This window comes from Bacillus sp. GZB (genome assembly GCF_001975995.1).
GTDB classification, from domain to species: Bacteria; Bacillota; Bacilli; order Bacillales; family Bacillaceae; genus Bacillus; species Bacillus velezensis.
This window is the reverse complement of record NZ_MTQG01000016.1, coordinates 30,230-49,850: the sequence shown is the minus strand read 5'-3', so window position 1 is coordinate 49,850 and position 19,621 is coordinate 30,230. Positions and strand designations below refer to the sequence as shown.

The following is a 19,621-nucleotide window of genomic DNA, read 5'->3' as shown; positions in this document are numbered from 1 at the left end:
AAATCGTGATCGCTGCCGGTCAGCCCGCATTTGACGCTGTATCCTTTTGCAGATGTCCCGCCATCCATAAGAGCCCCGCGCCTATTAAAAAGAGAAAGGCGGTGACGTAGAAAGCAGCCGAAATGGAAAAACCGCTTGAGACCGCACCTCCGAGCAGAGGGCCGAGCACATTTCCGAGAAAACGAAAGCTGACGTTATAGCCGAGCACCTCTCCCTGGATGCTGCCCGGCGCCCTGACGCGGATCGCAGCCGTAATGCAGGGGAGCGTGCCGCCCATGACCATGCCGAACAGAAATCTGAAGACTAACAGAATGGAGAGGGAGGAGGCGAGCGCCTGCGGAATGAAAAACACCGCTGAGGCAATCAAAAGCACGATTAAGATCCGGCTGTGGCCGAAGCGGTCGCCGAAGTCCCCCCATTTCCGGGCGAGCAGTAAGCTTCCGAGTCCGGTCGCTGAAAACGCCATACCGGAGAAAAAGGCTAAATTAACAGGTCCGTGCAGCTCATTGACATATAAAGCGAGCAGCGGCTGGATGCTGAAATTGCCGGTCTGCACGATCATAGTAAGCACCATCATCGCCCAAAGCGCGGGCTGGTGAAAAATATAGGAGAGCACCTGTTTTCTGGAATAGGTTTTCCGCTTGTTTTGTTTCTCGCCGAGCGGCTGCTCATTGACCTGAAATAAAACGAGAAGCACGGATGCGAAAATAACAAAAGACGTAATAAAAAACGTGTACGTAAACCCGAAGCTGTCAGCGAGCAGCCCGCCCAGCATCGGTCCGAATAAAGTGCCTGACACCTGACCCATCTGCAGCGTGCCGAGCGTCTTCCCGGCAGTCTCTTTCGGCGTCTGCGCCGAAATCATGGCAAGCGATGTCGGAACAAAGCCTGTTACTAGACCCATAAGCAGCCGCAGGACAAACAGCTGATAAACGGATGTCACAAACCCCATCAATAAAATGCTGACGGCAATGCCGGTTCCTGTAATCAAGAGAATTTTTTTGTAGCCGCGCTTATCGCCGAATCTGCCCCAAAACGGGGAAATCACAAACGCCATTAAAAACGTGACGCCGAACACATACCCGCTCCATCTCTGCACATACCCGCCCGAATGGGGGCTGATCGTTTCGATATATAACGAAAGAAACGGAACAATCATGGTCATGCTGGCGGAAATAAAGAAATTTGTAATCCAAATGACGACGAAGTTCTTCTTACGGACAGAAATAACATCACCTTCTTTACTTTTCGTGTATCTAATCATTAGTATATAGGAATGAATCCGGTATTTGTATTTTCGATGCGGATATAGGAAAATTCATTATTTTTAGAAAATGAAGAAAGTTTCAGAGGGGAAACTGATATACTATCATAAAATATCATTTTTGATCGGAGGAAAGGCAGGTGTAAAAAAAGTGGATCAGCGCAGTCTGCTCATTATTGATTTTGAATTTACAATGCCTGACGGAAAATACAGCCCGCAAAATTTCTTTCCCGAAATTATTGAAGCGGGAATTGTCAAGACGGTGAATGATGAAGTGACTGAAACGTTTTCGAGTTATATCAAACCGAAAAAATTTCCGAAGCTGACGAAACGATGCAAAACCTTTCTGAACATCACCCAAAAAGACGTGGACGGCGGAATCACGTTTAATGAATTCATCCGCAAATTAAATGAGCTTGATCCTGATAAAAACTGCACGATCGTCACCTGGGGCAATATGGATATGAAAGTGTTAAAGCAAAATTGCATGTTTAACCACATCCCTTTTCCGTTCAAAGGAGAACTTCGGGATCTGTCCCTTGAATACAAAAACTTCTTCGGCGACAGAACATTGACCGGCCTTTGGAAAGCGGCAGAAGAGTATGGCGATAAAGGGACGGGCACGCATCATAAAGCGCTGGATGATGCGCGGACGACATACAAATTATTCAAGCTTGTCGAGCGGGATAAACAATATCTTGAAAAACCGAAACCTCCGACGATCGGTGATCGCGTCGATCTGACTGAACTGTTTCGCCGGGCCACATAAAAAAACCCAATCATGCCGACTGGGTCAAGTTCTTTTAAAATAGTCACGCTCTAACGCGGCCAAGTTGTCGAGCGAACGTTCCGCCCATTCTGAGCCGTCCGCTGTAAGCTGATCTTTCAGCCGGGCAGACGCCGCTTGTAAGGAAGCCGTATAATCAGGCACCTCGCCATCAAACGGTTTGACCATCTGATGCGGTATGTTTGTCTGTTCCCCGAATGCAAGCGCTCTTCTTTCATGAAAAAACGGAACATCCGCCTGCTTCGGATGATGAAGATCTCCTTGAGCGGGATGCGTCAGAACGGCTTTAATTTTCACTAAATAGTGATTGGGCCTGACGTCTGTCACTTCCCCTATGTATGCTCCTGTTTTATAAAACCCTTTTACGATTGTGCCGATTTCAAACGTATTCATAGCGTTCACCTCTCTCTAGTTATTCTATAAAAGATCAACGCGGTTGGCTAGTGAACAGCTGCCGGAAGCCTGACTGAGGCCGTTGTGCCCGAGTGCTCGCCGCTGGTGAAACAGACGGAGCCTTCATGATGCTGAATAATCGAGAATGTCACGGTGAGCCCGAGCCCGGTGCCGTTCGTTTTCAGCGTATAATATGGTTTACCGAGTTTCTGCAGTTCTTCATCGGACATGCCGATTCCGTTATCCGTAATCTGAATGAGAATCATCTCTTCCTGTTTTTGGACGGAGACCTCGATTCGGCCGTTTTCAGAGGGCACGGCTTCAATACTGTTTTTAATCAGATTAATGAAGGCCTGTTTCAGTTTTTTTACATCGCCGAACACATATAAATCAGGCTCGCTTCGAACCGTAACGGTCACCGATTTAAAATTGGCATAAGACTCCATTAAGGAACCTGTTTCCTTTACGAGCAGAGAAATATCAAACTTTTCTTTTTCATAGTCATCCTGCTTCGCCATATCGAGATAATTCGTAATGATCGTCTGAGCCCGGTCGAGTTCGGACAGCACAAGTTTCTGATATCCGGAGTGGGATTTGTCCTGAAGCTGCTCGCCGCTGAACAGCAGCTGCACAAAACCTCTGACGACCGTAAGCGGATTGCGGACTTCATGGGCGACGCTTGCCGCAAGCTCGCTGACGACGGCCATTTTTTCTGAGTGAATCAGCCTTGCCCGCATGGATGCATTCTCATCGATGATCTCAATCAAATAAATGCACAGCAAAAGGGCGCTGACTTGAAAAAAAACAGATACTGCCGCCTCATAATAAACGGAAGATAGATTTTGAAAATTGAAAATATTGGTCGCGGAATAGATGAAGACAGATGCGGTTAATAAGGCGGTTTCAGTGCAGCCGATGAGAAGAGCGAAAAGCAGTTTCTTCCGCTTTGAAAAAAAAGGCCATTTCGTTTGGAGCTGGATAGGGATGATGATTAAAAAAGGAATTAAGGATAAGAAAAAAAGAGCGGAAGGTTCAAACCATATGAGCTGAAAAAAAACGGATGCCGCCCCTGCGGCAAGTCCTGCGGCGGTACCGGAATAAAGCAGGCAGACGATAATGGGAATCAGCTGCAAACCGTAACGGACGGAATGAAGCTCCTGGATGGGAAAAGCCGTACATAATAAGGAAGATGACGCTGCAAATACGGCGACCAGCAGGCGGTTCGCTCTCGGCACAAGCAAATCGGGCTTGCTGAGCCAGAAGACTTGATAAAGAAAAATAGGGAATAAAATAAAAGAGAAGTGAAGCAGGTAATCCTTTACAATCTCCATTTATGCGAAATCCTTTCCTATGTAAATATGAATCTATTATAACATCTTTACCGGAAAAAAAAGTATATATTTCTCTAAAGCGAACGCCCTTATCTCATCTGATAAAGGCGTTCTTTCCGCTGCTAAGCGAGCGCTGCTTTCATTCTCTCAAGCCCTTCTTTTACGGCGGCGGCTGAACAGCCGACATTAAGTCTCATAAATCCTTTGCCGCCCGGTCCGTATTTTGTTCCCGGCTCTAATATGATTTTCCCTTTTTTGAGCATTCTTTCTTTGAGCTCGGCATCCGAAAATCCGTATTCGCTGAAATCCATCCAGATCAAATAGGAAGCGTCAGGCTTCATCATGCGGACTTTCGGCAATTCTTTTCTTAAAAAGTCCTCAGCCAATTTCATATTCCCTTCAATGTAAGGAATCAGCGCGTCAAGCCAAGGGCCTCCCTTTGTATAGGCCGCTTCGATTGCTGCAACCGCAAATGTGTTGAGGCTGGAAATCCCGTTCTGATGCAATGCGGCGGAGAATTTCGCCCGCTTATACCGATCGGGAATGATAATGGCGGATGCCTGAATGCCGGCAATATTAAACGTCTTGCTCGGCGCGACACAAGTAACGGAAATCCGCGCAAACTCCTCAGACAGAGAAGCGAAAGGCGTATGCGGCTTTCCGTACAGCATCAAGTCGGAATGTATCTCGTCAGAAACGACGGTGACGTTATGGGCGGCGCACAGCGATCCGAGCTTCATAAGCTCATCCCGGCTCCACGCTCTGCCGGACGGATTGTGGGGATTACAAAGAATCATCAGCTTGACCTCAGAATCGCTCAGTTTTTTCTCAAGATCCTCAAAATCCATGCAGTAGACGCCGTTTTCTTCCCGTAATGGGTTATGTAAAACCTGCCGTTTGTTTTCCTTGATCATCTGATAAAAAGGCGTATACACCGGTGATTGAATCAACACCGGATCGCCTGGTTCGGTAAAGGCTTGTACGGCCATGCTGATTGCCGTGACAACACCGGGACTGAACGCGATGCTTGCGGGATCGGGTCGGTAGCCGTGCCGCGTCTCAAGCCATGAAGCGACGGCTTCTCTTGTGTTTTCGTCAGGAGACGTATAACCGAATATGCCGTGGTCAAGGCGGGCTTTTAAGGCGTCAGTGACCGCTTCGGGAGCGCGGAAATCCATATCGGCAACCCACATCGGAAGCGCATCCGATACGCCGAATAACGCTTCCGCCTTGTCCCATTTCACCGATTGTGTGCCAAGACGGTTTTCTCGAAGATCAAAGTTCATGTATGTCACTCCTGTAGTATCATTATTTTGCACAGCGTATCTATGATAAAATAGAATTGCAAACTTTATTATAAGCGGTGATGAAAATGGAAGAAAGCCAAGCGGTCATGGAAATGATGAAAATCATTGCCAAGTGGGACCCGTTTAAATATGGAGAAGATTTTTATGAGACAGAAGCTGTCGACATCGTTCATGCCGTCTACAGTGAAGACCGTGCCGACAAGCTGGCAGCAGCCATTCAGGATATCTTTGAAGCTTCATTTGAGCAAAAGCTTCCGATCGAAGGCTGCCAAAAGGCCGCCGAGCAGCTTTTGTTCATAAAAGAAAGCAGCTCCTGCACCCCTTAAAAACCGGCGGTTCCGCCGGTTTTTTTATTGAATAAATTCAAAAATCCGCTCCGAAACAAACTCCGGGCGCTCTTCGGGTACGAGGTGCCCCGTATCCTTGAGTGAATACAGAATGGAATCCGGCAGGTCGTCATGAAGCCGTTTTCCGACTGAGACCGGAACGACCCGATCTTCTTCTCCCCAGATTAAAAGAGCGGGGTTTTGCACTTTCTTCAAATCCTCGGGCTTTAAATCGCCCTCCCTGTGTCTGATAAACCTTGTCATCGCTTTGAAAATCTGGCGGTCTGTAAATGGTTTTTCGTAACCGTCAATCATTTCCTGATCGATAAGCGTTCGGTCGTGAACGACATTTAACAGGTTGTTCAGCACGCCGTCTTTTGAAAGCCAATACTTAAGATACAGGTCAAAACAAGGCAGATGCGTCCCGAATATAATCGACGGGTGCGAGCGCTTTAAATACCCCGAGCTGCACAGCAGGACGATTTTAGAAAAAAGCTCGGGTCTGAGAAGAGACGCGGATAAGGAAATCTGGCCGCCCATTGAATGGCCGATGAGTGCGGCCCGGCTGATACCGAGCTTTTCCAGAAGTCCGATCAGAAGCTTGGCGAGGTTTGCGTAAGTATAAACGAAAGTCCGTGACTTTTCCGATTGCCCGAAAGGAGGCAGGTCAACGGCGATAATATCATAATGGTTTCTGAGCAGCGGGATCAGTTTTCTGAAGCTGAATGCCGAAGATAAAAAACCGTGTACGCAGACGAGTGTCTGTCTGCCGGGATTTTCATAATGCTCGTAATACAGCTCAACTCCGTCTATCGCGGCCCGTTTAATCGGTGAAACAGCTTCCATGAGAGCCTTCGCCGTCCTTTCTTTGTTGTAATGTAAAGGCTTTTTTGATTGTCAGATTTTAGCTCTGGTTTCTTTCGGGTTTTTCTTAGCATTTGTCGAAAATCGTGATATAATGTCATGAAGATTTTTGATAATGCAAAGGTGTGAAACGTATGAAGCTGACCGAAAAAGAAACAGAAATATTAGAAATTTTAGACGAAAACAGCCGCGTTGATGCGGAAACGATTGCGAAAATGGCAAACATTCCCGCTGAAGAAGTTAAAAGCATCATTGAAAAGCTTGAAAAGGAAAAAGTCATCATTGATTATGCGGCGATGATCGACTGGCGCAAAGTCGACGGTTTGGAAGGCGTCACGGCGATGATTGACGTAAAAGTCACTCCGAAACGAAATGTCGGCTTTGATGAAGTCGCTGAGCGGATATACAGATTCCAGGAAGTTGAATCAGTGTACCTGATGTCAGGGGTGTATGACTTATCCGTCGTTATTCGCGGCAACACGATGTCAGACGTGGCAAGCTTCGTGTCTGAAAAATTGTCCACCCTTGAGTCTGTCGTTTCCACGACAACGCACTTCATCCTGAAAAAATATAAGCATGACGGCAAAGTCTTTGAAAGCGGAGACGATGACAAAAGAATCGTGGTGTCTCCGTAAATGGAAACGAAGACTTCTTATTTATCTGACTACGTGCAGCAGATTAAACCGTCAGGCATCCGCAAGTTCTTTGATCTGGCCGCTACGATGGAAGGCGTCATTTCACTGGGAGTGGGAGAGCCTGACTTTGTGACGGCCTGGAACGTGAGGGAAGCGAGTATTCTTTCTTTAGAACAGGGTTATACGGCTTATACGGCAAATGCGGGTCTTTATGAACTGAGAGAAGAAATCAGCCGCTACTTAGATCAGCGGTTCGGCCTGAGTTATTCGCCTGACAGTGAACTGATCGTTACTGTAGGGGCAAGCCAGGCGCTTGATCTCGCTGTCCGCGCCATTATGAATCCTGGAGAGGAAATGTTAATTCCCGAACCATGTTTTGTCGCATATGAATCACTCGTGACGCTGACGGGGGCGAAGCCGGTGCCGATTCAGACTGTCGCTGCAAAAGGTTTCAAAGCATCCCCAGCCGATTTTGAAGCGGCCCTGACGGACAAAACAAAAGCGCTGCTTCTATGCTCGCCGTCAAATCCGACAGGTTCTGTCTATTCGAAAGAAGAGCTTGAATCCATCGCTGCTTTCGCTGAAAAACACGACTTGATCGTGCTTGCCGATGAAATTTATGCTGAGCTGACGTATGATGAGCCATTCACGAGCATGGGGGCCATCCGCGGCATGAAGGAACGCACGGTTCTCATTTCCGGCTTCTCCAAAGCATTTGCCATGACGGGATGGAGACTCGGATTTACGGCGGCGCCTCCCGTAATCAGGGATGCGATGCTCAAAATTCATCAGCACGCGATGATGTGCGCGCCTTCCATGGCACAATACGCGGCGCTTGAAGGGCTGAAAAACGGCCAGGAAGACGTCGAAAGAATGAAGAAAAGCTATCGGAGACGCCGAAACCTGATTGTGGAGACATTGAACGAAATCGGACTCGGCTGCCACCACCCTGGCGGAGCATTTTACGCCTTTCCTTCCATTCAGTCGACCGGCATGAGTTCAGAAGAATTCGCGGAACAGCTGCTCATTGAAGAAAAAGTAGCCGTCGTTCCGGGGAATGTATTCGGCCCGAGCGGCGAAGGCTACATCAGATGTTCCTATGCGACATCCATTGAGCAGATTCAGGAAGCGCTCGTCAGAATCAAACGGTTTGTTGAAAAAAGGGCATAAAAAAAGATACGAACCCGGTTCGCATCCAAATAAAAAGGGGGGAATACTAGAAAGCCTTCGTAATCATAGTATACCCCCATTTTTCTGTGCTTAAACATGATCATGTAAAAAAGTTCTCTTTGCGAAAAACAAACTTGTATGATATAATTTTAAATTGCGTATAATCTGTATTTAATTTAACTTAGGAGTTGTTATGAATGGCAGCAAAATTTGAAGTGGGCAGTGTTTACACTGGTAAAGTAACAGGATTACAAGCGTATGGTGCGTTTGTTGCATTAGATGAAGAAACTCAAGGACTTGTTCACATTTCTGAAGTCACTCACGGTTTCGTAAAAGACATTAACGAGCACCTTTCAATCGGTGACGAAGTACAAGTAAAAGTACTTGCGGTTGACGAAGAAAAAGGCAAAATCAGCCTTTCTATCCGTGCGACTCAAGCGGCGCCTGAAAGAAAAGAAAGCAAACCAAGAAAACCGAAAGCGGCTCAAGCTTCTGAAGAAACATCTGCTCCGCAAGGTTTCAACACATTGAAAGATAAGCTTGAAGAGTGGATTGAACAGTCCAACCGCAAAGACCTTATCAAAAAATAATCATCAAAAAAAGCACCGGATATGTATGTTCGGTGCTTTTTTTATGTTTGTTTATCTGACTTCCGGATTTGCCGCTTCCTCGCGGGATGTTTCTTCGTTCGGCTTAAACAGCAGGCCGAGATTGATCAGACCGGCGATGCCGACAAGACCGTAAATAATCCGCGACAGAGCTGATCCTTGGCCGCCGAAGATGGCTGCTACTAAATCAAATTGGAAAAATCCGATCAGTCCCCAGTTAATAGCGCCGATAATCGTTAATACGAGACAGATACGCTGAATAACACTCATGTAAACAACCTCCTCTATGAATTCGTGAAACAGTTATAGATTGTGACAAAGCAAAGAATCTATGCATACTACATTCTCCGCTGTGTAAATCACACACTGTCTCAAGCTGTACAAGTGCCTTTCCCGCGAAGCCGCTGCCTGTAAACCGTGTGATGTGCCGTCAAAAAAGCGGATTGCTTTACATTGAATGTCATCTTTCTGCATAATATAAATCCAAAGGAGGAGATGTCATGCAAAACTTTACATATTGGAATCCGACCAAATTGATTTTCGGAAAGGGAGAGGTCGAAAAACTTCCTGAAGAAATCAAGCCGTACGGAAAGAACGTACTGCTCGTATACGGGGGCGGCAGCATTAAGCGCAGCGGTCTTTATGATCAAGTAACCGAACTGCTGAAAAAAGCAGGAGTTACCGTACATGAATTGGCAGGCGTAGAGCCGAATCCGCGTGTCTCAACGGTGAACAAAGGTGTTGCGCTCTGTAAAGAAAACAGCATCGATTTCTTATTGGCCGTCGGCGGCGGAAGTGTCATTGACTGCACGAAAGCCATTGCGGCGGGCGCTAAATATGACGGCGACGCGTGGGATATCGTCACGAAAAAACACCAGCCGAAAGAAGCGCTGCCGTTCGGAACAGTGCTGACCCTTGCGGCAACCGGTTCAGAGATGAACTCCGGATCAGTCATCACAAACTGGGAGACACAAGAGAAATACGGATGGGGAAGCCCGCTCGTTTACCCTAAATTCTCTATTCTCGATCCGGTAAACACATTTACCGTTCCGAAAGACCACACCATTTACGGCATGGTCGATATGATGAGCCATGTGTTTGAACAATATTTCCACCACACGTCAAACACGCCGTATCAGGACCGGATGTGTGAATCGCTTCTGCGCACGGTGATTGAAACAGCGCCGAAGCTGATCGATGATCTGGAGAACTACGAGCTTCGTGAGACGATTTTATATACAGGCACGATCGCATTAAACGGAATGCTGTCAATGGGCGCAAGAGGGGATTGGGCCACACACAACATCGAGCATGCGGTATCAGCGGTTTACGATATACCGCACGCCGGAGGTTTAGCGATTCTGTTCCCTAACTGGATGAGACATGTGCTCAAAGAAAATCCGGCCCGCTTTAAACAGCTTGCCGTCCGTGTCTTTGATATTGACGAGACAGGCAAATCAGATGAAGAGATCGCACTTGAAGGAATCAGCAAGCTGTCTGATTTCTGGACGAGCCTCGGCGCTCCGAACAGACTCGCTGATTATGATATTTCTGATGAGAAGCTGGATACGATTGCAGATAAAGCGATGGCAAACGGAGTATTCGGACAGTTCAAGTCACTGCAGAAAGAAGACGTGCTTGCGATACTGAAAGCATCATTGTAATAACATAAAGGGGGCGGCCGGATTGGCAGCTCCTTTTTTTCTGTGTTATAGTAATTCCCTTACGATTTTTTTGGAGGTCATGATAAATGGAGAACTTTACGTACTACAATCCGACGAAACTGATTTTCGGAAAAGGTCAAATCGACCAATTGAAAAAAGAGCTGAAGCAATACGGGAAAAACGTGCTGCTTGTTTACGGAGGCGGCAGCATTAAGCGAAACGGCCTGTATGACCAAGTAACAGGCATCTTAAAAGAAGAAGGCGCAACCGTTCATGAGCTTGCGGGTGTTGAACCGAACCCGCGTCTGGAAACGGTAAATAAAGGAATTGAGCTGTGCAGACAGCATGAGATTGATTTCCTTCTCGCAGTCGGCGGCGGAAGTGTCATTGACTGTACAAAAGCGATTGCGGCCGGTGCGAAATATGACGGTGACGCATGGGACATTTACAGCAAAAAAGTAACGGCGCAGGACGCGCTCCCGTTCGGCACGGTGCTGACGCTTGCGGCGACAGGCTCTGAAATGAACCCTGATTCCGTTATCACAAATTGGGAAACAAACGAAAAATTCGTATGGGGCAGCAATGTCACTCATCCGCGTTTCTCCATTTTAGATCCTGAGAATACTTTCAGCGTTCCGGAAAACCAAACCGTATACGGCATGGTGGATATGATGAGCCACGTATTTGAACAATACTTCCACAATGTTGAAAACACGCCGCTTCAGGACAGAATGTGTTTTGCGGTCCTTCAGACGGTAATTGAAACAGCGCCGAAACTTTTGGAAGACCTTGAGAACTATAAGCACCGTGAAACGATTTTATACGCGGGTACGATCGCATTAAACGGCACGCTGCAAATGGGCTATTTCGGCGATTGGGCTTCCCATACGATGGAGCACGCCGTATCAGCGGTTTATGACATCCCTCACGCGGGAGGACTTGCGATTCTGTTCCCGAACTGGATGAGATACACGCTTGATACAAATGTAGACCGTTTTAAAAACCTCATGCTCAACATGTTTGACATTGATACTGAAGGCAAAACGGATAAAGAAATTGCGCTTGAAGGGATCGATAAATTGTCCGCGTTCTGGACAAGCCTCGGCGCACCGTCCCGCCTTGCAGATTATGACATCGGTGAAGACAAGCTTGAGCTGATCGCAGACATCGCCGCAAAAGAAATGGAATACGGCGGATTCGGCAATTTCCAAAAACTGAACAAAGATGACGTACTTGCCATCTTAAAGGCGTCGCTGTAAGATACATTCCCGGCCGGGGTGAAGATGAAATAGATTTTCAAGCTGCAGATGCAACCGTTTTGGGAGTCCTTCTTTCCAGATTTTCATTAGTGCATCAAGAGCAAGTGAAACACCCTGTGCCATGAGACAACTATGGAAATCTCACATGATGCGGATTTGACTCCCTGTTTCTGTACATTTAGCAGAAAAGGATCAATTAACTTTGCGATGCCGATCATCTATTTACACAAAATCTAAATCATGAAGATGAAGAGCTTTGCTATACTTCGAATTTAAAAAAGGGGCGCTGATTCAATCAGCGCTCCTTTTATGCATTTTGTGTACTAAGGTCCCGCTGCGCCCCCATATAGCTTCCCATTAAGTTTTGATAACCGGGAAGATGACTGGAGATTAATGCGCCAAAACCTTCAACATCGTTGCGCCAATCACGCTGAAGCTCGCACGCTACGCTGAACCAGTTCATAAGCTGCGCGCCGCCATGAGCCATACGCGTTAATGATGCATCTGCTACTTGCTTATTAAACGTCCCCGAAGCATCTGTCACAACAAACACTTCGTAGCCTGCTTTAATGGCAGAAAGCGCAGGAAAAGCAACGCAGACGTCTGTTACCACCCCCGCGATAATCAGCTGTTTTTTGCCGGTCGCTTCAATGGCTTTAACAAAGTCTTCATTGTCCCATGCATTAATTTGTCCGGGACGGGCTATTTTTGGCGCATCAGGAAAGAGATCAACGAGTTCTTGCATGAGCGGTCCGTTGGGTCCATTTTCAAAACTCGTTGTTAAAATAACCGGTAAATCAAAGAATTTAGCCGTATCACCGAGAGCCAATACATTGTTTTTAAATTCATCAACGCCATAGTCACGCACGAGACCGGAAATAAGGCCGGTTTGATGGTCAACTAAAAGCACGGCAGCATCATCTTTTGAAAGACGGGAATAAAGATCAGACATTTTATATAATCCTCCTTGAATTAAGGCAAGTAAGCTTGTGAATTGAAAACGGTAAATCTATTCATATGCTGTGTAGATAGAAAGTTATTTCTGAGGTGACTTCTCGTGAGGGTGATGATCCTTCAATTAATCTGGAACGGGAACCGGAGCATGATCAATCCAATGGATGAACTGTTGTAAATAGCGTTGAAGATAACGTTTTGTTTGTTCATCCGTAAGTATGTTTTGAGCGGAATCAATTTTCCCATGGACTTGCGAAATCAGCATTTTTTGAAATGGCAAAACATTGACTTGCATAGCTTCGAGTACTTCTCTCAATTGCGTTTGACCAAAGGCAGTGCCGAACCCTCCGGGGGTTGCTCCGATTAAGCCAACCGGTTTTCTGTTTAAAACAGAAGAGGTCCGCGGTCTCGATGCCCAGTCCAATGCATTTTTTAATACCCCCGGAATTCCGGAATTGTACTCTGGACTTACAATGATGACGCCGTCAACGTCTTGTATATCAGCTCTAAAGGATGTTACGGAGTCTGGTGCTCCGGCAATTTCTAAATCTTCGTTAAAAAAAGGAAGACTGTCTATTTCAACCCAGCGAAATTGAGCCGCATTATCGAAGTCAATCAATGATTGAGCAATTGCTCGATTATACGAGTTTTTTCGTAAACTTCCACAAATAAGACCAATGGTTTTAGTCATAAAATCACCTCCCGGTATAAAATCACTTTCATCTTAACACGCTAACCCAAATATAGACACTATTTTTAAAAATGGACATTTATGCCTTAATATGCCTGTGCGGCAGCCTCTCAAGAGGAGTACTATATAAAAAGAACCGGCCCACCGGGATTGGCGATGGATGTCATCCTGCTCCAAAGTAAAGGTGATACGTTCCTGGATCACCAACATTCGATTCGTTACCTCTCTCATGATTATTACAAATATAACCATATTGAATCCGGGATATTGTATAAAAAATGAACGCATCTTTAGCGCAAATCCCGTATTCATCCGGCCTTCTTCATGACTTGATTTAGCGGGTGAGTTCATATAAAGTGAAAGAGAAAACAATTCACCGTGATGGAGGGACAAGCAAATGACGCATGTACGCTTTGATTACTCAAGAGCGTTACCTTTTTTCAATGAACATGAACTTACATACGCACGTGATTTCGTAAAAACGGCACACCATAATATCCATGAAAAAACAGGCGCCGGAAGCGACTTTTTAGGATGGGTGGACCTCCCTGAAAACTACGATAAAGAAGAATTCGCGCGCATTAAAAAAAGCGCTGAAAAAATTAAATCAGATTCAGACGTGCTTCTCGTCGTGGGTATCGGCGGTTCATATTTAGGCGCCCGCGCAGCGATCGAAGCGCTCAATCATTCTTTCTATAATGTTCTGCCGAAAGACAAGCGCAAAAACCCTCAAGTTATCTTTATCGGCAACAATATCAGCTCAACTTATATGAAAGATGTTATGGATCTTTTAGAAGACGCTGATTTCTCTATCAATGTCATTTCTAAATCAGGCACGACGACGGAACCTGCAATCGCTTTCCGGATTTTCCGCAAACTTCTTGAAGAAAAATACGGAAAAGAAGAAGCGAAAGCGCGGATTTACGCGACGACAGATAAAGAGCGCGGCGCTTTAAAAACGCTTTCTAATGAAGAAGGCTTCGAATCATTCGTTATTCCTGATGATGTCGGCGGACGTTTCTCCGTTCTGACTGCGGTAGGTCTTCTGCCGATTGCGGTAAGCGGGGCTGATATCGATGAAATGATGAAAGGCGCTCTTGATGCAAGCAAAGACTTTTCCAGCTCGGAATTAGAAGAGAACGCGGCTTACCAATACGCCGTCGTCCGCAACGTTCTGTATAATAAAGGCAGAACCATTGAAATGCTTATCAACTATGAGCCTGCGCTGCAATACTTTGCGGAATGGTGGAAGCAGCTCTTCGGCGAAAGTGAAGGAAAAGATGAAAAAGGCATCTATCCTTCTTCTGCTAACTTCTCAACAGACCTTCACTCTCTCGGTCAATACGTGCAGGAAGGCAGACGCGATCTGTTTGAAACTGTATTAAACGTTGAAAAACCGAAGCATGAGCTGACAATTGAAGAGGCGGAAAATGATCTCGACGGCTTAAATTACTTAGCCGGCAAAACGGTCGATTTCGTCAACAAAAAAGCGTTCGAAGGCACGATGCTTGCCCATACAGACGGAAAAGTGCCGAACTTAATTGTCAATATTCCGGAGCTTAATGCATATACATTTGGATATCTCGTCTATTTCTTTGAAAAAGCGGTGGCGATGAGCGGTTATCTGCTCGGAGTCAACCCGTTTGATCAGCCGGGTGTTGAAGCCTATAAGGTGAATATGTTCGCGCTTCTCGGCAAACCGGGCTTTGAAGAGAAAAAAGCAGAGCTTGAAAAACGCCTTGAAAAATAAAAAGAAGGGCTGGCCCTCAGCATGACGGGTCAGCCTTTTTTAAACCGTGAAAGGTGTGATGATGAATGATACGACTCTTATGTAAGCATGCCGTCATTTCCGTCTGTTCCGCCGCTATTGTCTATTCGGCACTAAAACTGTCTCCTGAATCCCTCTTACAAACCATCCTGTTTTTCGCTTTCCCTCTCGGCTTGTTTACGGACATGGTCCGGCTGAAACTGAAGATTGGCCGGATGCATACGCTGATCACGAAGTGCTGTCTCTATGCCGCCGTTTTCTATATTTCAACGGAAGCCGCTCTCTCCGCAATTGTGACGTATGTTCTGATTGAATGCGCCGTTACCTCTTTTCAGCGTCTGTCTGCCGCTCCCGATTCTTGCCTGACGCCGTATGAAGATACCGCAGAGCGGGGACGCTAAAGACAAAAAGGAGCATATGCACATGATCAGCATACCATCTTCACTTGAGGGGCAATCTTTTTTACTCCGCGAATTGGAACAGGTGCTGAAACCGATCGGTTATACCATCGGAGGCGGCTGGGAGTATGACCGCGGGTTCTTTGATTACAAAATTTCCGATCAGGACGGCTATGTATTTCTCCGTATCCCTGTTGAAGCAAATAAGGGACACCTGGATGAACGGGGGGCCGCCGTTACAATCGGCACACCCTTTTTGCTGAGGCACGTCTATCAGCAGGAAACGGATGATCACGCAGGCGGCGGTGTTTTTGAGTCATTATTCAACCAATTCTCGGAGCCGAAACGGCGGGATGCGGCAATTGACTGCTCATATACAGATATCGGCATCTCGCTTGTGAAAGAGCTGGAAGACGTCCTGCTGCATTAAAGAGCCAAAAACAGATCAGTATCGAGCACCTGGTATGACAGGGGAGGGGTCAGCATCGGCCCCTCTTCTTTTTGTATGCCGATGATCGTGGTATTCCGTTTGAGATAATAGAGCGCACAGTCATGATAAGATGAGCCCTTTAATTCCTCGGGGACGGGAATGATGCGCACCTTTTTCTCCAGCGTCAGATCTGACAGCGTTTGCGGTTTGGCAAGCTGCAGCTTGACCCGGTAATGCTCAAACATCACCCGGCTCGACAGCCGTGATGTGCACAGAATCTTATTGGCTCCTGCGCGCTCGGCGTTTTTGACATACCGTTCCGTTAAAATTTCCACGATACAATAAACCGACGGATGCAGCCCTTTGATGGCGAGAAGCGTTAATACCGACAGCATATCAGCTTCGGATTCATTTTTCTGCTGGTCGGCTGTCAGAATGACGGTATCGGCTTCCGTAATATTCGCTTTATTGAGCGTGCTGTCATCAGCGGCATGTCCGCGGATGAAATGGACGTTTTCAATAAGCGGCCCTTCCCTTAATGAATCATCAATCAGGACGACAGTTTTTGACGGTGCGATGTGCTGCAGTTCTTTCAGCAGCATATGCGATTTTTCATTCCATCCGATAAGAATGACGTGCCCCTTGCCTTTAAAGGCGACCTTCCCTTCGACATAGCGATGCTGTTTGCTGAATACGGCTGAAGAAAGCGTGGCGAAATAGGCGGTCACAAAACTCGCTCCGCTTAATACAAGCACCATACCGGCAATCTGCCCGAGCGGCGTCTGGGGAACGTAATCGCCGTAGCCGACTGTGGCCACCGTAATCACCGCCCACCAAACCCCTTCAAACACAGACGTGAATTGCTTCGGTTCGAGCATGTAAATGAGTTGGCCGAACAATAAAATCAAGGCCATAATGATCAGCCCGATCCGAACATATAACGGCCATCTCAGCCAGGAAATAAATAAACGGTTTGATTTCATTCGTCCGGCTCTTCTTTCGACAGAGAGATGGATAAAATCTGCTTAATAATGGTGTTTAGTTTTTCGTCCAGCTGTTCCTGGCCGTATGAGTCACGCGCATGTCTGATTAAATCGGCCGTCTCATCTTCAAACTGAATGAGAGGTTCATCGTTTTCCGCTTCATTATAGAGCTGGATGAAGGCGTCAAGCCCTTCGTTCATTCTGTCTATCGCATTGCTCAGCTGTTCTTTCTCGCCATTTGTCACTTTCATGTCGATCACACCTGTATCTTTTTTTATACAGTATGTCCCAGTTCGTTTGATGTCTTTCAAAAATCGCCGAAAACATATTCACCCTTATTTTTTCATATGATAAAGAAAGCGGACCGAAAAAGGGTGAGTCAAATGACGGTCATTCAAAAACTGCTGGCGGCGCTGGCCGGAGCGCAGCTGCTCGCTTCGGCGGCCGTATTGCTTATTTTCGATTTGAATGGATACAATCACATGTCCGGTGGATTCTCATGGCTTGTTTTTGCAAAGGAGACCGCAGGCACGTTTCCGTTTTACATCGGATTGGCCGGGTGTATCCTCATCATGCTCGGAGGATTGATTCCTGTCAGAAAAAAGAAGCGGATTTCTGTACAGGAAAGCGGACAATCATTAAAATAATATATAAGCAGATCGTACGATATAAGTGAAAAAGGAAGAGGATAATATGCTGTTTATCTTTTTAACAATTGTTGCATTGGGATTGTCGTTTTGGGCACAATTTAAAGTGAAAAGCAATTTTCAGAAATACTCAGACGTGGAAGCTTCCAGTCAGCGGACGGGGGCGGAAACGGCAAGACGGATTCTTGATATTAACGGTTTATATGATGTGCCGGTAGAACCGGTAAGAGGCACTTTAACAGACCATTACGACCCGACGGAGCGGGTGGTGCGTTTATCTGAGCCGGTATATTACGGCCGCTCCATTTCCGCCATTTCCGTCGCTTCCCATGAAGTCGGACATGCTTTGCAGCATCAGGAATCATACGGCGCGCTTGTGCTGAGGCACAAAATTTTTCCGGTCGTCAATTTTGCCTCCGGGGTTGCCCCTCTGCTTTTCTTGGGCGGGATGCTCCTGGGCAGCTTGAACTTAATCGGACTCGGCATTATTTTGTTTTCGGCCGCTGTTTTTTTCCAGCTTGTCACACTGCCTGTCGAGTTTAATGCCAGCGCGAGGGCGAAGCGGATTATCGTGTCGGAAGGATTCATTCGCAACAGTGAAGAACACGGCGTGAATAAAGTGCTGAACGCCGCCGCGCTGACGTATGTGGCTGCGGCGCTCGTTTCATTATTCGAGCTGCTTCGTTTTGTGATGATTTTCTTAAATGGTCGTGATGAGAATTAACACGAAGGAGGTGGCCCCTTACCGTTTGCGGTAGGGGTTTTTTTGCTTATATTAAAACTGGTTCTCATTATGCTGTTAATCGGATTAACGGCCATCTTTGTCGCTGCGGAATTTGCGATTGTCAAAATCCGCGGTTCAAAAATCGCGGAGCTGGTTGAAACCGGAGACAGCCGGGCGCTCGCGGCGCACAGGGTAATTTCAAATCTCGATGAATATTTATCAGCGTGCCAGCTTGGCATTACGATTACGGCGCTCGGACTCGGCTGGCTCGGTGAACCGACGATTCAGCGGCTTCTTCATCCTGTTTTCAGCCTGATCGGAATGCCGTCATCTATTACGCACGTCGTCACGTTTATTGCGGCGTTTATCGCCGTCACGTATCTGCACGTCGTCATCGGAGAGCTTGCGCCGAAAACGATATCCATTCAAAAAGCCGAAGCCGTCAGTCTGTGGACGGCGAAACCGCTCATTCTGTTTTATAAAGTGATGTATCCGTTTATTAAGCTGTTAAACGGATCAGCCGGATTTTTGGTCAAGCTGTTCGGTTTTCATTCGGTGAAAGAACATGAGGTCGTCGTCAGTGAAGAGGAATTGCGGCTGATTTTGTCCGAAAGCTATAAAAAAGGTCAAATCAATCAATCCGAATTCCGTTACGTCAATAAAATATTTGAATTCGATAACCGGGTCGCCAGAGAAATCATGGTGCCGCGCACCGAAATCGCCGCCATCTCGCTTGAACAGTCAGTTGATGAAGCCATACATTTGATCATCAACGAACGGTATACGCGATATCCGGTTATTAAGGAAGACAAAGATCACATTCTCGGCATTATTAACAATAAGGATTTATTTAAAGCGTATTTTCTCGGCCGCTCCATTGAATTAAAAGAAATTATGCGTCCGGTCATCAGAGTCATTGAAAGCATCCCCGTTCAGGAGCTTTTGATCCGGATGCAGAAGGAGCGGATTCATATGGCGATTCTCGTTGACGAATACGGCGGCACGGCGGGACTTGTGACCGTCGAAGACATATTGGAGGAAATCGTCGGGGAAATCCGTGATGAATATGACCAGGATGAAATGCCCCACATCGTCAAAAAAGGCGAACACCACTATGTGATGGACGGCAAGGCGCTCATAGAAGAGGTGAATGATCTCCTTGATATCGCCATCGAAAATGAAGACATTGACACGATTGCCGGCTGGCTCTTAACACAAAAAATGGAGCTGAAAAATGGTGATGTGTTTCATGCCGAAGGGTGTGAATTTAAAGTGCTGGAAGCGGAAGACCATCATATCCGCTTCGTTGAAATTAAAAAAACTGATTTCTGAGCCTCCTGCTTTTGCAATGAGGCTTTTTTTATGAAAAAAATGCTTCTTCGTCCAGCTCCTTCATATGCTGTAAAGAAAGGAGTGTC

Annotated in this window: 23 protein-coding genes; 13 read left to right on the top strand and 10 right to left on the bottom strand. The window is 46.5% G+C overall.

Annotated elements, in window-relative coordinates:
- Positions 1 to 19: 19 nt before the first annotated feature.
- Positions 20 to 1,264, bottom strand: a complete 1,245-nt coding sequence (locus BXO87_RS06020) for a multidrug efflux MFS transporter (protein ID WP_007408659.1) — start codon at positions 1,262 to 1,264, stop codon at positions 20 to 22.
- A gap of 151 nt (positions 1,265 to 1,415) precedes the next feature.
- On the opposite strand from BXO87_RS06020, the gene kapD reads away from it, so the two are divergent.
- Positions 1,416 to 2,033: a 3'-5' exonuclease KapD gene (kapD, locus tag BXO87_RS06015; protein WP_003152084.1), complete on the top strand. Its 618-nt coding sequence runs from the start codon at positions 1,416 to 1,418 to the stop codon at positions 2,031 to 2,033.
- Between the two features lie 24 nt (positions 2,034 to 2,057).
- On the opposite strand, the gene kapB is transcribed toward kapD, so the two are convergent.
- The 3 genes from kapB to BXO87_RS06000 all read right to left on the bottom strand — a co-directional run bounded on the left by kapB (position 2,058) and on the right by BXO87_RS06000 (position 5,061).
- Positions 2,058 to 2,444, bottom strand: a complete 387-nt coding sequence (gene kapB / locus BXO87_RS06010) for a kinase-associated lipoprotein KapB (RefSeq protein WP_015240473.1) — start codon at positions 2,442 to 2,444, stop codon at positions 2,058 to 2,060.
- A 47-nt stretch (positions 2,445 to 2,491) separates the two neighbouring features.
- On the bottom strand, positions 2,492 to 3,775 hold the full coding sequence (locus BXO87_RS06005) for a sensor histidine kinase (protein ID WP_015240472.1): 1,284 nt from the start codon (positions 3,773 to 3,775) through the stop codon (positions 2,492 to 2,494).
- Between the two features lie 122 nt (positions 3,776 to 3,897).
- The gene (locus BXO87_RS06000; RefSeq protein WP_076851262.1) at positions 3,898 to 5,061 is read right to left on the bottom strand and encodes a MalY/PatB family protein; all 1,164 of its coding nucleotides are present in this window, start codon (positions 5,059 to 5,061) and stop codon (positions 3,898 to 3,900) included.
- A gap of 86 nt (positions 5,062 to 5,147) precedes the next feature.
- Here BXO87_RS06000 and BXO87_RS05995 point away from each other — a divergent pair, with 86 nt between their 5' ends.
- Positions 5,148 to 5,408 (top strand): DUF1871 family protein, encoded by a 261-nt coding sequence (locus tag BXO87_RS05995; RefSeq protein WP_038459646.1) that lies wholly within the window; start codon positions 5,148 to 5,150, stop codon positions 5,406 to 5,408.
- A gap of 24 nt (positions 5,409 to 5,432) precedes the next feature.
- Here the strand turns inward: BXO87_RS05995 and BXO87_RS05990 are convergent, their stop codons facing one another.
- Positions 5,433 to 6,254, bottom strand: a complete 822-nt coding sequence (locus tag BXO87_RS05990; protein WP_032876825.1) for an alpha/beta fold hydrolase — start codon at positions 6,252 to 6,254, stop codon at positions 5,433 to 5,435.
- A 152-nt stretch (positions 6,255 to 6,406) separates the two neighbouring features.
- On the opposite strand from BXO87_RS05990, the gene BXO87_RS05985 reads away from it, so the two are divergent.
- From BXO87_RS05985 to yugI, 3 genes are all read left to right on the top strand, one after another.
- The gene (locus BXO87_RS05985; protein ID WP_003152098.1) at positions 6,407 to 6,907 is read left to right on the top strand and encodes an Lrp/AsnC family transcriptional regulator; all 501 of its coding nucleotides are present in this window, start codon (positions 6,407 to 6,409) and stop codon (positions 6,905 to 6,907) included.
- On the top strand, positions 6,908 to 8,077 hold the full coding sequence (locus BXO87_RS05980; protein WP_029973792.1) for an aminotransferase: 1,170 nt from the start codon (positions 6,908 to 6,910) through the stop codon (positions 8,075 to 8,077). It abuts the gene before it with no gap.
- A gap of 197 nt (positions 8,078 to 8,274) precedes the next feature.
- Complete coding sequence (gene yugI, locus BXO87_RS05975) at positions 8,275 to 8,667, top strand: S1 domain-containing post-transcriptional regulator GSP13 (RefSeq protein WP_007408653.1); 393 nt, start codon at positions 8,275 to 8,277, stop codon at positions 8,665 to 8,667.
- A gap of 51 nt (positions 8,668 to 8,718) precedes the next feature.
- On the opposite strand, the gene BXO87_RS05970 is transcribed toward yugI, so the two are convergent.
- The gene (locus tag BXO87_RS05970) at positions 8,719 to 8,955 is read right to left on the bottom strand and encodes a DUF378 domain-containing protein (RefSeq protein ID WP_003152104.1); all 237 of its coding nucleotides are present in this window, start codon (positions 8,953 to 8,955) and stop codon (positions 8,719 to 8,721) included.
- Positions 8,956 to 9,185: 230 nt separating this feature from the next.
- Between BXO87_RS05970 and BXO87_RS05965 the strand changes: the two genes are divergently transcribed.
- Both BXO87_RS05965 and BXO87_RS05960 read left to right on the top strand, forming a co-directional pair.
- Positions 9,186 to 10,349 carry an iron-containing alcohol dehydrogenase gene (locus BXO87_RS05965; RefSeq protein ID WP_032876828.1) on the top strand — a complete coding sequence of 388 codons (1,164 nt, stop codon included), beginning with the start codon at positions 9,186 to 9,188 and terminating at the stop codon, positions 10,347 to 10,349.
- A gap of 86 nt (positions 10,350 to 10,435) precedes the next feature.
- Positions 10,436 to 11,608: an iron-containing alcohol dehydrogenase gene (locus BXO87_RS05960; RefSeq protein WP_003152109.1), complete on the top strand. Its 1,173-nt coding sequence runs from the start codon at positions 10,436 to 10,438 to the stop codon at positions 11,606 to 11,608.
- Between the two features lie 307 nt (positions 11,609 to 11,915).
- Here the strand turns inward: BXO87_RS05960 and ycaC are convergent, their stop codons facing one another.
- Together ycaC and BXO87_RS05950 are read right to left on the bottom strand one after the other, a co-directional pair.
- On the bottom strand, positions 11,916 to 12,560 hold the full coding sequence (gene ycaC, locus BXO87_RS05955) for an isochorismate family cysteine hydrolase YcaC (RefSeq protein WP_014418745.1): 645 nt from the start codon (positions 12,558 to 12,560) through the stop codon (positions 11,916 to 11,918).
- A gap of 126 nt (positions 12,561 to 12,686) precedes the next feature.
- A complete protein-coding gene (locus tag BXO87_RS05950) occupies positions 12,687 to 13,253 on the bottom strand; it encodes an NADPH-dependent FMN reductase (RefSeq protein WP_038459644.1) in 567 nt (188 codons plus the stop codon).
- Positions 13,254 to 13,650: 397 nt separating this feature from the next.
- On the opposite strand from BXO87_RS05950, the gene BXO87_RS05940 reads away from it, so the two are divergent.
- The 3 genes from BXO87_RS05940 to BXO87_RS05930 all read left to right on the top strand — a co-directional run bounded on the left by BXO87_RS05940 (position 13,651) and on the right by BXO87_RS05930 (position 15,849).
- Entirely contained in the window at positions 13,651 to 15,003 is a 1,353-nt protein-coding gene (locus BXO87_RS05940) for a glucose-6-phosphate isomerase (RefSeq protein ID WP_007408647.1), read from the top strand.
- 65 nt (positions 15,004 to 15,068) lie between these two features.
- Entirely contained in the window at positions 15,069 to 15,422 is a 354-nt protein-coding gene (locus BXO87_RS05935; RefSeq protein WP_239692961.1) for a transporter, read from the top strand.
- A 22-nt stretch (positions 15,423 to 15,444) separates the two neighbouring features.
- A complete protein-coding gene (locus BXO87_RS05930) occupies positions 15,445 to 15,849 on the top strand; it encodes a YugN-like family protein (protein ID WP_038459635.1) in 405 nt (134 codons plus the stop codon).
- On the opposite strand, the gene BXO87_RS05925 is transcribed toward BXO87_RS05930, so the two are convergent.
- Together BXO87_RS05925 and BXO87_RS05920 are read right to left on the bottom strand one after the other, a co-directional pair.
- On the bottom strand, positions 15,846 to 16,832 hold the full coding sequence (locus BXO87_RS05925; protein ID WP_038459633.1) for a potassium channel family protein: 987 nt from the start codon (positions 16,830 to 16,832) through the stop codon (positions 15,846 to 15,848). The two genes, BXO87_RS05930 and BXO87_RS05925, sit on opposite strands and share 4 nt — an antisense overlap.
- Positions 16,829 to 17,083: an Atypical membrane-integrating protein gene (locus BXO87_RS05920; RefSeq protein ID WP_015418086.1), complete on the bottom strand. Its 255-nt coding sequence runs from the start codon at positions 17,081 to 17,083 to the stop codon at positions 16,829 to 16,831. The genes BXO87_RS05925 and BXO87_RS05920 overlap by 4 nt, the downstream gene beginning before the upstream one ends.
- 132 nt (positions 17,084 to 17,215) lie before the next feature.
- On the opposite strand from BXO87_RS05920, the gene BXO87_RS05915 reads away from it, so the two are divergent.
- From BXO87_RS05915 to BXO87_RS05905, 3 genes are read left to right on the top strand one after another with little or no spacing between them, the layout of a single operon-like run.
- Entirely contained in the window at positions 17,216 to 17,479 is a 264-nt protein-coding gene (locus BXO87_RS05915; RefSeq protein WP_015418085.1) for a YuzI family membrane protein, read from the top strand.
- Between the two features lie 46 nt (positions 17,480 to 17,525).
- Complete coding sequence (locus BXO87_RS05910) at positions 17,526 to 18,203, top strand: zinc metallopeptidase (RefSeq protein WP_038459631.1); 678 nt, start codon at positions 17,526 to 17,528, stop codon at positions 18,201 to 18,203.
- 42 nt (positions 18,204 to 18,245) lie between these two features.
- A complete protein-coding gene (locus tag BXO87_RS05905) occupies positions 18,246 to 19,535 on the top strand; it encodes a hemolysin family protein (RefSeq protein ID WP_038459629.1) in 1,290 nt (429 codons plus the stop codon).
- Positions 19,536 to 19,621 lie beyond the last annotated feature (86 nt).

Coding starts and splice junctions, on each gene's coding strand:
- BXO87_RS05920 (WP_015418086.1), bottom strand. CDS start 17,083: ATGAAAGTGACAAATGGCGAGAAAGAACAGCTGAGCAATGCGATAGAC.
- BXO87_RS06020 (WP_007408659.1), bottom strand. CDS start 1,264: ATGATTAGATACACGAAAAGTAAAGAAGGTGATGTTATTTCTGTCCGT.
- BXO87_RS05915 (WP_015418085.1), top strand. CDS start 17,216: ATGACGGTCATTCAAAAACTGCTGGCGGCGCTGGCCGGAGCGCAGCTG.
- BXO87_RS05995 (WP_038459646.1), top strand. CDS start 5,148: ATGGAAGAAAGCCAAGCGGTCATGGAAATGATGAAAATCATTGCCAAG.
- BXO87_RS05965 (WP_032876828.1), top strand. CDS start 9,186: ATGCAAAACTTTACATATTGGAATCCGACCAAATTGATTTTCGGAAAG.
- BXO87_RS05950 (WP_038459644.1), bottom strand. CDS start 13,253: ATGACTAAAACCATTGGTCTTATTTGTGGAAGTTTACGAAAAAACTCG.
- BXO87_RS05960 (WP_003152109.1), top strand. CDS start 10,436: ATGGAGAACTTTACGTACTACAATCCGACGAAACTGATTTTCGGAAAA.
- BXO87_RS05940 (WP_007408647.1), top strand. CDS start 13,651: ATGACGCATGTACGCTTTGATTACTCAAGAGCGTTACCTTTTTTCAAT.
- BXO87_RS05980 (WP_029973792.1), top strand. CDS start 6,908: ATGGAAACGAAGACTTCTTATTTATCTGACTACGTGCAGCAGATTAAA.
- ycaC (WP_014418745.1), bottom strand. CDS start 12,560: ATGTCTGATCTTTATTCCCGTCTTTCAAAAGATGATGCTGCCGTGCTT.
- BXO87_RS06005 (WP_015240472.1), bottom strand. CDS start 3,775: ATGGAGATTGTAAAGGATTACCTGCTTCACTTCTCTTTTATTTTATTC.
- BXO87_RS05970 (WP_003152104.1), bottom strand. CDS start 8,955: ATGAGTGTTATTCAGCGTATCTGTCTCGTATTAACGATTATCGGCGCT.
- BXO87_RS05990 (WP_032876825.1), bottom strand. CDS start 6,254: ATGGAAGCTGTTTCACCGATTAAACGGGCCGCGATAGACGGAGTTGAG.
- BXO87_RS05935 (WP_239692961.1), top strand. CDS start 15,069: ATGATACGACTCTTATGTAAGCATGCCGTCATTTCCGTCTGTTCCGCC.
- BXO87_RS05910 (WP_038459631.1), top strand. CDS start 17,526: ATGCTGTTTATCTTTTTAACAATTGTTGCATTGGGATTGTCGTTTTGG.
- BXO87_RS05985 (WP_003152098.1), top strand. CDS start 6,407: ATGAAGCTGACCGAAAAAGAAACAGAAATATTAGAAATTTTAGACGAA.
- kapB (WP_015240473.1), bottom strand. CDS start 2,444: ATGAATACGTTTGAAATCGGCACAATCGTAAAAGGGTTTTATAAAACA.
- BXO87_RS05925 (WP_038459633.1), bottom strand. CDS start 16,832: ATGAAATCAAACCGTTTATTTATTTCCTGGCTGAGATGGCCGTTATAT.
- BXO87_RS05930 (WP_038459635.1), top strand. CDS start 15,445: ATGATCAGCATACCATCTTCACTTGAGGGGCAATCTTTTTTACTCCGC.
- BXO87_RS06000 (WP_076851262.1), bottom strand. CDS start 5,061: ATGAACTTTGATCTTCGAGAAAACCGTCTTGGCACACAATCGGTGAAA.
- yugI (WP_007408653.1), top strand. CDS start 8,275: ATGGCAGCAAAATTTGAAGTGGGCAGTGTTTACACTGGTAAAGTAACA.